Annotated in this window: 11 protein-coding genes; 10 read left to right on the top strand and 1 reads right to left on the bottom strand. The window is 63.0% G+C overall.

Annotated features, from left to right (window positions below; all coding sequences use genetic code 11):
- The first annotated feature begins 40 nt into the window (after positions 1 to 40).
- From LKE50_00965 to ychF, 6 genes are all read left to right on the top strand, one after another.
- Positions 41 to 3,772 carry a S8 family serine peptidase gene (locus LKE50_00965; protein MCH3967214.1) on the top strand — a complete coding sequence of 1,244 codons (3,732 nt, stop codon included), beginning with the start codon at positions 41 to 43 and terminating at the stop codon, positions 3,770 to 3,772.
- A 217-nt stretch (positions 3,773 to 3,989) separates the two neighbouring features.
- Positions 3,990 to 4,280 carry a co-chaperone GroES gene (locus LKE50_00960; GenBank protein ID MCH3967213.1) on the top strand — a complete coding sequence of 97 codons (291 nt, stop codon included), beginning with the start codon at positions 3,990 to 3,992 and terminating at the stop codon, positions 4,278 to 4,280.
- Between the two features lie 80 nt (positions 4,281 to 4,360).
- Positions 4,361 to 6,001: a chaperonin GroEL gene (gene groL, locus LKE50_00955; GenBank protein ID MCH3967212.1), complete on the top strand. Its 1,641-nt coding sequence runs from the start codon at positions 4,361 to 4,363 to the stop codon at positions 5,999 to 6,001.
- A gap of 159 nt (positions 6,002 to 6,160) precedes the next feature.
- Positions 6,161 to 7,312 carry a 4Fe-4S ferredoxin gene (locus LKE50_00950; GenBank protein MCH3967211.1) on the top strand — a complete coding sequence of 384 codons (1,152 nt, stop codon included), beginning with the start codon at positions 6,161 to 6,163 and terminating at the stop codon, positions 7,310 to 7,312.
- The gene (locus tag LKE50_00945; protein ID MCH3967210.1) at positions 7,302 to 7,448 is read left to right on the top strand and encodes a hypothetical protein; all 147 of its coding nucleotides are present in this window, start codon (positions 7,302 to 7,304) and stop codon (positions 7,446 to 7,448) included. The genes LKE50_00950 and LKE50_00945 overlap by 11 nt, the downstream gene beginning before the upstream one ends.
- Before the next feature lie 75 nt (positions 7,449 to 7,523).
- Positions 7,524 to 8,588, top strand: a complete 1,065-nt coding sequence (gene ychF, locus LKE50_00940; GenBank protein MCH3967209.1) for a redox-regulated ATPase YchF — start codon at positions 7,524 to 7,526, stop codon at positions 8,586 to 8,588.
- 96 nt (positions 8,589 to 8,684) lie between these two features.
- On the opposite strand, the gene LKE50_00935 is transcribed toward ychF, so the two are convergent.
- Positions 8,685 to 10,193: an LCP family protein gene (locus LKE50_00935; protein ID MCH3967208.1), complete on the bottom strand. Its 1,509-nt coding sequence runs from the start codon at positions 10,191 to 10,193 to the stop codon at positions 8,685 to 8,687.
- A 277-nt stretch (positions 10,194 to 10,470) separates the two neighbouring features.
- Here LKE50_00935 and guaA point away from each other — a divergent pair, with 277 nt between their 5' ends.
- From guaA to LKE50_00915, 4 genes are all read left to right on the top strand, one after another.
- Positions 10,471 to 12,063, top strand: a complete 1,593-nt coding sequence (guaA, locus tag LKE50_00930) for a glutamine-hydrolyzing GMP synthase (GenBank protein ID MCH3967207.1) — start codon at positions 10,471 to 10,473, stop codon at positions 12,061 to 12,063.
- A gap of 431 nt (positions 12,064 to 12,494) precedes the next feature.
- A complete protein-coding gene (locus tag LKE50_00925; GenBank protein ID MCH3967206.1) occupies positions 12,495 to 12,746 on the top strand; it encodes a hypothetical protein in 252 nt (83 codons plus the stop codon).
- 267 nt (positions 12,747 to 13,013) lie between these two features.
- Positions 13,014 to 13,355 carry a hypothetical protein gene (locus LKE50_00920; GenBank protein ID MCH3967205.1) on the top strand — a complete coding sequence of 114 codons (342 nt, stop codon included), beginning with the start codon at positions 13,014 to 13,016 and terminating at the stop codon, positions 13,353 to 13,355.
- A 9-nt stretch (positions 13,356 to 13,364) separates the two neighbouring features.
- Positions 13,365 to 13,703, top strand: coding sequence for a YjcQ family protein (locus tag LKE50_00915; protein MCH3967204.1), 339 nt, complete (start codon positions 13,365 to 13,367; stop codon positions 13,701 to 13,703).
- Positions 13,704 to 13,770 lie beyond the last annotated feature (67 nt).

The raw sequence follows: 13,770 nt of genomic DNA, 5'->3' as shown, positions 1-13,770 counted from the left end.
TCGGGTGCAAGTGAGTCTGCCGAGCCACGTGGAGGACACCATGACCCAGAACCATCCGAGAATGACGTCCCTGTCCAGGATGCGCCTCGTGTTCGCGGCGTTCCTCTCGTTGGTCCTGGTGCTTTCCGGGGTGCCGATGCCTGCCGTGGCATCCTCTGAGCCTGCCGAGGATTCCACCGTCACCACCGACGTCTCGAGTACCACGAGCGATGCGTCGGATACGGCAGCAGCCTCGACGTCCGACTCCGAGTCCGACAAGGCCACCCAGATCTCCGATCTCCTTGCCACAGGCGACTATGTGGAAGGCGAGGTCGTAGCTGCCGTCTATGGCGACGCGGCTTCCACGACGGACTGGTTCGCGACGGAGGGCGACTCCTCCGATACCGAGACCCTCCTCGACACCACGGCATCGTCCTATGCCACGGCGACCGACGAGGCCGTATCCGCCCAGTCGACCGATGACACCATCTCCGTCATCCTCATCACCAACCCGGACATGACCTGCGAGCAGATGCTCGACGCCCTCTGGGATGACTCGCGCGTCCTCATGGTGGAACCCAACTATGTCGAGCAGGCAGGGGAGGACACCGCAGACGAGGTCGACACCACGTCCGTCGATGCCGCTGCTGAGCTCGCCGCCCAGGATGCTGTCTCGTCGGCCTCCTCGACCAGCTCTGACACCGCGACAGTACAGGCCACGAGCGTGCCCGACCTCACGTCCTACCAGTGGGGCCTCGACAACGACGGCTCGACCTTGAATGACGGCAAGTCGTATCTCGGCTTCGACATCAACTCGCCCAACTGGCCGGATGGCGACGAGAACGCTGCCGGTGTCGTGGCGGTCATGGACTCAGGCATCGACTACACCAACCCCGACCTCGATGACGTCGTGATCGACAACATGCGTTCCTACAACCTCGACGGCGGCGACTATGGCATGAACGTCAGTGGCGTCGGTGACGCGACGGACGTCATGGACACCCTAGGCCATGGCACCCACTGCGCCGGCGTCATCGCCTCCGAGTGGAACGACTTCGGCACGAGCGGTGTGGCCAACGGCGTGAAGCTCACCGCCGTCAAGGTGTACAACGCTGACGGGGCCCTCACCACCGCAAGCATGGCCCGTGGCTATGCCTACCTCTCGAAGTGCGTCGACAACGGTCTCAACCTGGTGGCCGTCAACAACTCCTGGGGCGATCGCCAGATCACCAGGATGACCTCCCTCATCGTGACGCAGCTGGGCGAGAAGGGCGTGGTCAGCATCTTCTCGGCGGGCAACGAGGAGGACGACACCGATTACAACCCCCGCCTGGCCTCGGCCCTGAAGGACAATCCCTACGCCGTCGTGGTGGGTGCCACGGGCAAGAACGGCGAGGTTGCCTACAACTTCGGCCAGTCGACCACCGACGTGATGGCGCCGGGTGCCCAGATCCTCTCGACGGCGATCCTCGAGGGGACCTCCGAGCCGGAGCGGGCCTCCTATCTGGCCGAGACCGACGGCAACCCCACGGTGTACGACAACTTCGACACTGCCAACGGCTCCGTGAAGGTCTATAAGACCTTCGACGAGGCCACCCTTGTTGCGGCAGACCAGGTCGGGACCACGAGCTCGACGTACTACTACGAGGGTGGGTCCTCCCTCAAGCTGGGTACGGACGACCTGGCAGATCTCGGAACGGCGTATGGATACCAGCAGAACGGGTGCTACCTCAAGGTGCCCCTTGGCTCCGCCACCATGGCCAACTTCAAGACGTTGGCGGTCTGCGATGCGGCATCTCAAGTAACTACTACTGCCAAGACCCTTGAGCTGGCCACCATACGGTCCGATGGGTCTTTCGAATGGGTGACATATTTCTCGGCCTCCTCATGGACGGACGACTACTTGGCCGATCGGGTCTGGAGGGGCAGCTCCTTCGACCTCGCGTCGGTGGGGACCGCAGGCAGTCATATCGCCCTCGATGCGGACGGATGCGCCACCTTCAGGCTCTCCTTCGCGCCTGCGGTCTCGGAGGCCTATCTGGACTGTTTCGCTGCTGGTACGACAGTGGCCCCCTATCGCTACATGTCGGGGACCTCCATGGCCGCGCCCATGGTCGCGGGTGCGGCGGCCGTCGCCGCCCTCGACCAAGGCCTGACCTCGCAGGCACCTTCCAGCATGCGTGGCCAACTCGCACGCGATCGCGTGTCCTGGCTGAAGTCGCACATCAACCAATATGATGGTCGCTTCCTCACCACATGCACCTCTGGCGGCCAGATCGACCTCTCCACCTCCTCAGCCAAGGTGCTGCCGGTCATCGACTCGGCCGAGCTCGTGGATGGCTCCGACCCTCTCCAGGTCAGGGTCAGCGGCAGCGACTTCGGGAGTTCCGGTACCGTGAGCGTCGCAGGTACGAGTGCGACCGTCATCTCATGGACGGACGATGAGATCGTGGCAGAGGTGCCCGAGGGTACCATGGCCGGTGTCCTGCCCATCACGGTGACGACGAGTGCTGGCAGCTGTACCGAGAGCTACCTGCTGGAGGTCCCCTCGGCCAGCAACAAGGCCCTCTTCGAGAAGGACATCGAGATGCCGGCGGAGCTCTCGCAGAACAGCATGGACAACCTCATGGTGGGCCTCGACGATTGCCTCTATGTGCTTCCCCAGGACCAGTACGAGGCCTATTACCAGAGCGATCACGACCAGAGCTATGAGATGGGGTCCTATCGCGAGATGTGGCGCTATGACCCCAGCGATGAGAGCTGGACGACGTGTGCGGCGCTGCCCGAGCAGGTCAACACGCTCTCTGCGACGGTGCATGACGGTCACATCGTCGCATGCGGCACCGTCCTCGACTGGACCGCAAAGACGGCCCGATCGGTGCTCTACTCCTACGATCCCGCTGCCGATGCCTGGCAGGTCCTCGATGCCTCCCAGGTACCCCTGGCCTCCTCGATCGCCGATATGGGTGGCCAGCTCGTGCTCGTGGGTGGGGCGAGCGGCATAGGGACGTCCCCCCTGGGGTTCACGTCGCTGCTTGCCCTCGACAAGGACAACGTCGCGACGCTGGATGTCTCCGATGGTACGGTCACATCGGTGGGAAGCCTTGCGAGCGGTTGTGTCTGCCCCAGGGTCGCGGCAGACGACACTTCCATCTATGTCTGCCAGGGCCGAAGCATCTCGTCTAGCTCGGTCATGACGATTGCTGGCATGCAGAAGGTCACCAGGTCAGGGGATGCCTGGTCGACGGAGGACATCAGCTCCGCCTTGCCCCGTGTTACGAAGTCCTCGACGAGTGACCGCACCAAGACCATCCATGGTACCTATGGCATCGCCATGACCAGCACGGGACCTGTCATCAGCGGCGTGCTCGCCTATACCGATGACACCGAGACCACCTTCGTCGACGCCGACACGTACCTCTCGTCCGATGGCGGTAAGACCTTCTCGGACTTCGGCAAGCGCGCGTGGCGGGCACCGCTCTTCTATGCCAGCGCCGCCACCTCGGGGGGTTGGCTCTACGTGATGGGTTCCACGGCCCTCGATGACGATGTGTTGGTACTTAGGGCTACGAGAATCGAGCCTGAGCCCACGAGTCCCGAGACACCCACGTCACCCGAGACCCCTACGAGTCCCGAGACACCCACGGCGGAAGACGGCACGACGCAGGTCAGCATGACCACTGCCCAAGCCGTCCCACGTACGGCGGACGACTCGATGTCGGTGCTGCCCATGGCCCTTGTCGGCTGTGTCCTGGCAGGTCTTGCCCTCGCACTGCGCAGGCGCAACGCCTAGGAGGCATGACGGTCCCGATGGATGGATCATTGGGACCGTCATGCCTGTTCTCCCGACCACCACAAAATCTAAGTGCAAACTCAGAAGATTTTTTGCCTTCCCGTTGTATAGGGTGGGCCAGGTGGGTAGTATCCTTTGCGTTAGCACTCGAAGGGCGGGAGTGCCAGATCTCTCGCCGAGGGTTGCGCCGGGAGGCGCAAGGAGGAGGTTCATAGATATGAATTTGAAGCCACTGGGCGATCGCGTGCTCGTGAAGCCGGCTCCCAAGGAGGAGAAGACCTCCACGGGTCTCTACATCTCGAGCGGTGCTCAGGAGAAGCCCCAGAAGGGCGAGGTCATCGCCGTGGGCGCAGGAAAGACGAACGACAAGGGCGAGCGCATCGTCCCTGACGTGAAGGCCGGCGACAAGGTCTTCTACGGCAAGTTCGGCGGCAACGAGGTCAAGATCGACGGCGAGGACTTCCTGCTCCTCCGTGCCGATGACATCTACGCCATCATCGAGGCCTAGCTTCTCGCCAGGCTCCTCTCGCACGCTTCACCCAATGCTCACCACCCGCAATGCGGGCTTCCACTGGAGGATAAGAACATATGGCTAAGAACATCAAGTTCGGCACGGACGCACGTGCCAAGCTCGCCAAGGGTGTCAACACCCTTGCCGACGCCGTCACCACCACCATGGGCCCCAAGGGCCGCTACGTCGCCCTCGAGCGCTCCTACGGTGCCCCCACGATCACCAACGACGGTGTCTCGGTCGCCAAGGAGATCGAGCTCAAGGACCCCGTCGAGAACATGGGCGCCCAGCTCGTGAAGGAGGTCGCCACCAAGACCAACGACACCGTGGGTGACGGCACCACCACCGCCACGCTGCTCGCGCAGGTCATCGTCAACGAGGGCCTCCGCAACGTCGCTGCCGGCGCCAACCCGCTGGCCATCCGTCGCGGCATCGACAAGGCCGTCAACGCCTGCGTCGACTCCATGAAGGGTGCCGCCAAGGACGTCTCCACCAAGGAGCAGATCGCTGCCGTCGGCACCATCTCCGCCGGTGACCCCGAGATCGGCAACAAGATCTCTGACGCCATGGACGTCGTGGGCAAGGACGGCGTCATCACCGTCGAGGAGTCCCAGACCTTCGGCATGGACATCGACACCGTCGAGGGCATGCAGTTCGACAAGGGCTACATCTCCCCGTACTTCGCGACCGACAACGAGGCCATGACGGCCGAGTTCAAGGACCCCTACATCCTCATGACCGACCAGAAGGTCTCCAACATCCAGGACATCCTGCCCGTGCTCGAGGCCGTGCAGAAGTCCGGAGCACCGCTGATCATCATCGCCGAGGACGTCGACGGCGAGGCCCTGGCCACGCTGATCCTGAACAAGCTCCGTGGCACGCTGCAGATCTGCGCCGTCAAGGCCCCTGGCTACGGCGACCGTCGTAAGCGCATGCTCGAGGACATCGCCGTCCTCACCGGTGGCCAGGTTGCCATGAAGGAGCTCGGCATCGAGCTCAAGGACACCACCGCCGAGATGCTCGGCCGTGCCAAGTCCGTCAAGATCACCAAGGACAACACCACCATCGTCGACGGTGCCGGCTCCAAGGAGGCCATCGACGACCGCATCTCCCAGATCAAGGGCGAGATCGAGCACACCGACTCCGACTTCGACTCCGAGAAGCTCAAGGAGCGCCTCGCCAAGCTCTCCGGCGGCGTCGCCATCATCAAGGTGGGAGCTGCCACCGAGGTCGAGCTCAAGGAGATCAAGCACCGCATCGAGGACGCGCTCCAGGCCACGCGTGCGGCTGTGGAGGAGGGCATCGTCGCCGGCGGCGGCGTCGCATTCCTCGAGGCAGCCGACGCACTCGACAAGGTCGAGTGCAAGGATGCCGACGAGAAGATCGGTGTCGACATCATCGCCAGGGCCCTCACCGCACCGGTGAAGACCATCGCTGACAATGCCGGCTTCGAGGGCTCCGTCGTGGTCGAGAAGATCAAGAGCCTGCCTGCGGGCCAGGGTCTCGACTCCGCCACGGGCGAGTATGGCGACATGATCGACATGGGCGTCCTCGACCCGGTCAAGGTCACGCGCACCACGCTCCAGAACGCCGCGAGCGTCTCGAGCCTCATCCTCATCACCGAGGCCACCGTCTCCGACGAGCCCAAGGACACCACCATCGAGGAGGCAATCTCCGCAGCCGCCTCGCAGGGTGGCCAGGGTGGCGGCATGTACTAGGCCGTCAGGTCAGCATCGACTCGGAGGGGCATCCCGCGATGGCGGGGTGCCCCTTTCTTGTGCGTCGGCAAACCGTCTCCCTCCTGCCGTACAATAGGATGCCGTGGGTATCGCAGAAGCGGCCCATCGCATCCCAACGACCCGGCTGGAGGCAGAGGCATGGCCCAGAAGCGCGACTTCCTCGATGACCTCATCGACATACAGACCGACTGGAAGGCCATCCAGAACCCCCTCGGCAACCTTGCGAACAGCCTTACCGGCGAGTCGACGGACGAGCCCACCTGGAACCCCGCGGACTGGAAGGAACGCCCCCGCGCCAACACGATCCCGTGTGCCAGCTGCAAGATGAAGGACGACTCGTTCTGCACGCGCTGCAAGGACGTCTGTCCCACGGATGCCATCGAGTTCGACGAGGGCGCCATCGAGCTGGCGGATACCTGCCGCAAGTGCGGCCTGTGCACGGCGGTCTGTCCCTCGGAGTGCTTCTCGACCCAGAAGACCTCGGCGCGCAAGCTCTACCAGCGCATCTGCACGGCGGCGACCTCCCATGAGGAGGCCTACGTCACCTGCACGCGCGCGCTCGGCCGCATCCCCGAGGAGAACGAGGTCGTGCTGCCGTGCATCGGTGACGTACCCGTCGAGGTGTGGTTCTCGGTGCTCGTGGAGTATCCCAACGTCTCGGTCTACCTCCCGCTCGACATCTGTACCCGCTGTCGCACGACCACGGGCGAGGCGAGGCTCACCGATGCCATCTCGCAGGCAGAGACCTGGGCTGGCAAGCCGATGAACCTCGAGGTGGACGACTATGCCCTCAATCACGAGATCCGTCGGAGCTGGCAGCGCAAGGAGTTCGTGAACTCTGCCCTCAAGACAGGTACCCAGCTGGTTGGTGGCGTCTCACGGCCTGCGAGCGCGCTCCAGGCCGTGACGGCCAAGCTCGACCTCCATTCCAAGCAGATCATCGCGCTCCAGCAGTCCCTTGATCGCATGTGCGGCGAGCGGACCACGCAGTCGAAGCGACGCATCCTCACGGCACGGCGGCAGATCATGCTCTCGGCCCTGCAGAAGGCCCCCGAGCTCGCCCTGCAACATCAAGCCCGCGCGTCCGGTGGCCGACACGTCCGTCTGCACCCTCTGTGGGGCCTGCGAGGACATCTGCCCGGTCCATGCGCTCGACCTCACCGAGGACGGGCATGTGCGCATCGAGGCGGCCTACTGCACGGAGTGCGGTGCGTGCGTGGAAGCCTGCTCGGCGCATGCGCTGTCCATGGAGGCGTTCGATGCCCAGGAGCTCGTGGTCGTGCCCGATGAGCCGACCGAGGAGGAGATCCGCAAGAAGACCGAGCGTGCTGCCCAGGCAGAGCTTCTCAAGCAGAAGAGCAGGGAGAAGCTCAACCAAGGCCTGGACATGCTCGAGAAGCTCGATGACGGGTCGTCGGACCAGTAGCAGACCGGTCGCATGGCCTCGTCCCATGTCAGGAAGTCCCGTGGCGCGCTTGCGTGCCCTGAAGAAGGAGAGAACGTGTCACTGTCAATCGGAATCGTGGGCCTGCCCAACGTAGGCAAGTCGACCCTGTTCACCGCCCTCACCAAGAAGGGCGGTCTGGCGGCCAACTACCCGTTCGCCACCATCGAGCCCAACGTCGGCGTCGTCGACGTTCCCGACGCACGCCTGGCCAAGCTGGCCGACATCGTGCACCCCAGCCGCATCGTCCCTGCGTCGGTCGAGTTCGTCGACATCGCCGGCCTCGTCAAGGGCGCCAACGCGGGCGAGGGCCTTGGCAACCAGTTCCTCGCCAACATCCGTGAGACCGATGCCATCTGCGAGGTCGTGCGCTACTTCTCTGATCCCGACGTAGTGCACGTGGAAGGTAGGGTCGACCCTGCCTCCGATGCCGACACCATCAAGACGGAGCTCATCCTCGCGGACATGGCGACCCTCGAGAAGTCCTTGCCGAAGCTCGAGAAGGAGGCCAAGCGGGACAAGGAGAACGCCCCTCGCTACGAGGTCGCCAAGCGCCTCTCATCCTGGCTCGACGAGGGCAACCGTGCCGCGACCATGGAGATGACCAAGGAGGAGCGTGCCGCTGCACATGACCTGTTCCTCCTTACGATGAAGCCCATCATCTACGTGGCGAACGTCGACGAGGACTCCCTCTCGGCGGACCTCGCGCCCCTCGAGGACACGGCTCCCATCCCCATCTGTGCCGAGGTGGAGGCCGAGCTCGCCGACCTCTCCGAGGAGGACGCGCGGGAGTACCTCGACTCCCTCGGCCTCGAGCACAGCGGCCTCGAGACCCTCGCGAAGACCGCCTATCGCACGCTGGGGCTCCAGAGCTACTTCACGGCGGGTGAGCTCGAGGTCAAGGCCTGGACGGTCCGCATCGGCGCGAAGGCGCCCGAGGCTGCTGGCGTCATCCACTCGGACTTCGAGCGTGGCTTCATCAAGGCAGAGGTCGCCAGCTACGAGGACTATGTCGCGCTGGGCGGAGAGGCGGGGTGCCGCGATGCGGGACGCCTCCGGATGGAGGGCAAGGACTACGTCGTCGAGGACGGCGACGTCATGCACTTCCGCTTCAACGTCTAGCCATCGGCTGGCAACAGGTTCCAGGTAATGCAGGAGGGCCCGGCATCATACGATGCCGGGCCCTCTCATCTGTCTATGTGACGGCCCTGACCTGTGTCAGGACTGGTCTGCGCCGAGTATCACGATGACGCCAGCGCTCGAGCTGTAGCTGCCGTCGCTCGCCTCGACGGTGAGGCCGCCGAGGGCGGATGCGACCTTCTCGGCCTCGTCCTTGTACTCGTCGCTTGCGTACATGACCTTTGACGTGGCAGAGTGCGAGCTTGCGTTCGATGCGGTCGCCGTGAGTCCTTCGGCCTCGAGCGTCGTGACCGCCTTGGCGGCGATGCCTTGTACGCCGGCGGCGTTGAGGACGTCAATGTCCGAGGAGGTTCCCGTGGTGGAGCTCGTCGTCGAGGAGTCCGTCGAGCTCGAGGTGTCTGAGCTCGTGGTGGCACCCTCGTTCTTGGTGTTGTCGGTTCCGCCGGCGACGCCCTGCGTGGGGTCGTCGGACGAGTCCTCATAGGGGGAGAGGCCCTCGTCGACGCGGGTCATCATCTTCTGCCAGGCGGTCGTGTCGCAGATCTCGTACCAGGTGTTGTTGACGTACTCGGAGTTGGTCGGCTCCATGCCGGAGTAGACGTTGTTGTCGACGTCAAGGCCGCGCATCTCGTTGGCGAGCGAGAGGATGTCAGTGACGCTCATGTCGGTGGTGACGGAGCCTGCCATGGTCGAGACGGTGCTTGCCATGCTGGCGGTGTCGAGGGTGAGGACCTTCTTCACGATGGCGGCGATGACCATACGCTGGTTGGCTGCGCGGTAGAGGTCCCCGTCGCCATAGTTGTCATAGGCATGACGCGCGCGGCAGAGCTGCAGGGCCTGGTCGCCGTTCACGGTCTGGACGCCTGCCTTGATGTCGGCGCCGGTGTACTCGGGGTCGTAGACGTCGACAGGTACGTCGACCTCGATGCCGCCGATCTGGTCGACGATGGCACAGAAGCTGTCGAAGTCGAGCTCGGCATAGTGGGATATGGGCACGCCTGCGAACTTGGAGACGGTCTGGACGCAATAGGAGGGGCCGCCGATCGAGTAGGCGGCGTTGAGCTTCTGCTTGCCACCGTCGCTGCCGAAGTCGATGAGGGTGTCACGGTGGAGCGAGACGAGGGTGACCTGCTTGTTCTGCGGGTCGACCCGTACGAGCATCATGGAGTCGGAGCGATAGGCGCTGTCCGAGGGACCATACTCGTCGCCCTCGGCACGGTCCTGGCTCTTGTCGACCCCGAGGAGGAGGATATAGAAGGGATCCGATCCCGTCGTCTCGGTCAGCTGCCCGCGCAAGGAGTCATCGACGCCGCTGTTGAGTTGGGAGGATATGTTATTGAGGTAAGCCCAGGCGCCACCGACCGCACAGACGAGCACGCACGCGACGGTGATGAGGGTTATCTTGAGTGCCTTCTTGTGCGAGCGGTGCTTGCGCTCGTCGGAGTAATGGTCCGTCGACGCATCTCGGGAGAGGGCCGACGCGCTGGATACCTGTCGTGCCTGCTCACGAGAAGAGCGATGGCGCGTGGTGCCATCGCTGACAGGGGCCTTGCTCTCGGGGTTCTTCTTCTTTGGGCCGATGCTCAAGGGACTCCCTCGGTCATGCCTCCATGCACCGGTGCCCATGAGGACAAGGTACATGCAGCAAAAGGTGGCATTCATTCCAATGAACGTGCCTATGGTACTGCCGGCGCGCCTTCCACGGGGGAAGTCCATAGGAAATGCTGGCTCCTTTCAGGGATGGGTGTTACGGGGCTTTGCCTACGGGGTTCGGGCGCTTGGCATAGAATGTCCCATGTAACCCTGTGGGATGACCGCTGCCCTGTCATGGCATGCGGTCTCACGATCTGGAGGACACAGACACATGCAGAACCTCTCGCCCCGGCAATACGTGGCAGTGCTCGACTTCGGCGCCCAGTACGGCCAGCTCATCGCGCGCCGCGTGCGCGACCTTCACGTGTACTCGGAGGTCGTCCCCTGCGACGTCACGGCCGCCGAGCTCGCCCAGAAGGCCCCCGCGGCCATCATCCTCTCGGGTGGGCCTGCAAGCGTCTATGCCGACGACGCCCCTGACATGGATGCGGCCATCTTCGACATGGGCATCCCCGTGCTCGGCTTCTGCTATGGCGAGCAGATCATGGCGACCAAGCTCGGCGGCAGCGTCGCGCACACCGACAAGGGCGAGTATGGCCCGGCATCGCTCACGCGCCTGGGCTCGTCCGTCCTTCTCGACGGCACCCCGCTCGAGGCCCAGACCGTGTGGATGAGCCATCGCGACTCCGTGGCCGAGGCACCTGAGGGCTTCATGGTCACGGCCAGGACCGAGACCTGCCCGGTGGCTGCGATGGAGTGTCCGCGCAAGCGCCTCTTCGCGACCCAGTTCCACCCCGAGGTGCGTCATACCGCCTACGGCACGCGCATCCTCAAGAACTTCCTCTTCGAGATCTGCCATCTGGAGCCCAGCTGGACCATGGACAACATCGTCGAGCAGAAGGTCGCTGCCATCCGTGACGAGGTGGGCGACAAGAAGGTCATCCTCGCGCTCTCGGGCGGGGTCGACTCGAGCGTCGTGGCGGCGCTGTGCTCCAAGGCCATCGGCCGTCAGGTCACCTGCGTGTTCGTGAACCACGGGATGCTCAGGAAGAACGAGCCGGAGCAGGTGGAGGAGGTCTTCACCAAGCAGTTCGACGTGGACTTCGTGCACGTGCACGCCGAGGAGCGCTATGCCAAGCTGCTTGCTGGCGTGACCGACCCCGAGCAGAAGCGCCGGCTCATCGGCACCGAGTTCTGGAAGGTCTTCTTCGAGGAGGCCCAGAAGCTCGATGGCGTGGAGTACCTGGCGCAGGGCACCATCTATCCTGACATCATCGAGAGCGGCGCGCGCAAGACCGGCGGCAAGGCCAGCACCATCAAGAGCCACCACAACCTCATCCCGTTCCCGCCGGGAGTCAACTTCGACCTCATCGAGCCGCTCGACCACTTCTTCAAGGACGAGGTGCGCGAGCTGGGGCTCAAGCTGGGTCTGCCGGCACACATCGTGTATCGCCAGCCCTTCCCGGGACCGGGCCTTGCCATCCGCATCATCGGTGAGGTGACGCCCGAGAAGCTCGACATCCTGAAGAACGCCGATGCCATCGTGCGCGAGGAGCTCGATGCCTACAACGCGCGCCTCTTCGAGGAGACGGGTGAGCGCAACTCCGAGCACAGCTGCTGGCAGTACTTCGCCGTGCTGCCTGACATCAAGAGCGTGGGCGTGATGGGTGACGAGCGTACGTATGCGCGCCCGATCATCGTGAGGGCCGTGGAGTCGAGCGATGCCATGACGGCGGACTGGGCCAAGATCCCCTACGAGGTGCTGGCTGACATGAGCCGCCGCATCGTGGATGAGGTACCGGGTGTGAACCGTGTGGCTTACGACATCACGTCGAAGCCGCCCGCGACGATCGAGTGGGAGTAGTTCGGGCCCCAGAACACCCCATCACACTATGCGCCAGAAGGCAACGTTATTGCAGGTAGAATAGCGAATCGGAGAAGGGCCAACGCAACACTAACGAACGCTCCAGGACGCTCCTCTCGGGATTATTCTTCCATGAATTCTTCCATGGAAGAGAGGGCGGAGAAGCACAAGGGACCAGCAAGACAACGGCGCATCTTGGCAGCCAAGCCAGGGCGCGCCGTTTCTCATTAGGCGGTCGACCCCAATAGGTCAGTTAGTGTCAGAGGCGAGGGTATAATCAAATTGTTGGAAGTCCTCTTGCTCTGTATAGGGATGGAGGTCTTTCATAGAAGACGGAGTACGCCCAGACCATCGAATCGGGAAACGGCTCCGTCTTAAGCTGATTGAATAGCCGCTTCGAGAGGGTCGTCCAGCGTGGGGCAGGTGCCGGTATGTTTGATGAGAACGAGATGTTCAATGGCATCTCCCCTGACCCAGATAACGTCGTGTGCAAATCATGCAAGCTTGCACTAAAGGGTTCTAACAAGTTTGATGGCGAGCCGTACTACTGCAAGGGGAGCTGTGGCCACTATTCGCATGACCACGACAAGCCCTCAGGAATCCTCTTCTCAGGAGATCCTTGCGAGTACAAGGTCGAAGGCATCCCATCGGTAGACCAGAAGGATGTCATCGACTTCGAGTGACCGGTACAGGTTTAATGGCCGTTTGACCTCCAGCAGGTCATTCAGCACTAGACCGACGGCGTGGGTATAATATGCTCGAGCGATGGCCCGGTCTACTGTTGACCCTTGGCTGTCGCTCAGTTCGTGTCTTATAGCCATCCTGACCTCGGCAATACAGCTGCCGCTGTAATTGAACGATCGGCCGATTTCAGCAGGTCATTCTGCATGGGCATTCTTGCATGACCCCGAGCTTCTCAAGTTCGTGCTAAACAAGCTCTTGGAGGTGTGATGATGATTATTTTCGATGTCGTCGACGGGGACAAGACATATCGGGTTGACGCCGAGCACCCATACCCTGAGCTGTATGACGGGAAGACCCCATTGTGGCTCGGTGACCCATGGCGCGACACACCACAAGTACCGGACGTCATCACCGACGATTGTGGATGGGTCCTCTTTGATTGCGTCCCATCAAGTGTCATTGAGCGCGCCAGAAGAGCGATAGATGGGCTTGGATTGTGCGACGATCCATTCACCGACCCAACTCCATACTGTCTCAAGGCGCTCAAGAATGAGTTCGACGACGCGGGGCTCGTGAGCTCCGATTTCGTCGTCGGGGCAATCTACTAGGAGGAGCCGATGGCACAGGATGACATGCAGGTCATCATGTACAAGATTCTCGCCTATCTGTATTCCTGCCTGAAGAGCGGGGAGCCGGTTGACCACAAGGTCGTGTCCTGCTCTGGAGGTATGTTCGAGATCCCGTACGTCTACTGGGCGCAGGTCATGAGGCAGCTCGTCGATGCCGGCTACATCGACGGCGTGGTCGTTACGAAGACATGGGGCGGAGACGTCATCGTCAGGCTCGTGGAGCCGACGGTCACACTCTCAGGTGTCGAGTTCATGCAGGAGAACGGAGCGATGAAGAAGGCGTTGAGGTTTCTTCAGGAGACCAAGAGCGCGCTCCCGTTCGTCTAGACCGGAGCAAGAACAGGCACGATCGAGGGCCACCCGAGGTGGTGGCCCTTCTCATATCCAGGGAACA

The organism is Atopobiaceae bacterium (assembly GCA_022483015.1).
Lineage (GTDB): Bacteria > Actinomycetota > Coriobacteriia > Coriobacteriales > Atopobiaceae > JALCUE01.
Note: the sequence above shows the minus strand (reverse complement) of the source record. Positions and strands in the feature narration are given on the sequence as shown.

Coding starts and splice junctions, on each gene's coding strand:
- LKE50_00965 (MCH3967214.1), top strand. CDS start 41: ATGACCCAGAACCATCCGAGAATGACGTCCCTGTCCAGGATGCGCCTC.
- LKE50_00960 (MCH3967213.1), top strand. CDS start 3,990: ATGAATTTGAAGCCACTGGGCGATCGCGTGCTCGTGAAGCCGGCTCCC.
- groL (MCH3967212.1), top strand. CDS start 4,361: ATGGCTAAGAACATCAAGTTCGGCACGGACGCACGTGCCAAGCTCGCC.
- LKE50_00950 (MCH3967211.1), top strand. CDS start 6,161: ATGGCCCAGAAGCGCGACTTCCTCGATGACCTCATCGACATACAGACC.
- guaA (MCH3967207.1), top strand. CDS start 10,471: ATGCAGAACCTCTCGCCCCGGCAATACGTGGCAGTGCTCGACTTCGGC.
- LKE50_00925 (MCH3967206.1), top strand. CDS start 12,495: ATGTTTGATGAGAACGAGATGTTCAATGGCATCTCCCCTGACCCAGAT.
- LKE50_00920 (MCH3967205.1), top strand. CDS start 13,014: ATGATGATTATTTTCGATGTCGTCGACGGGGACAAGACATATCGGGTT.
- LKE50_00915 (MCH3967204.1), top strand. CDS start 13,365: ATGGCACAGGATGACATGCAGGTCATCATGTACAAGATTCTCGCCTAT.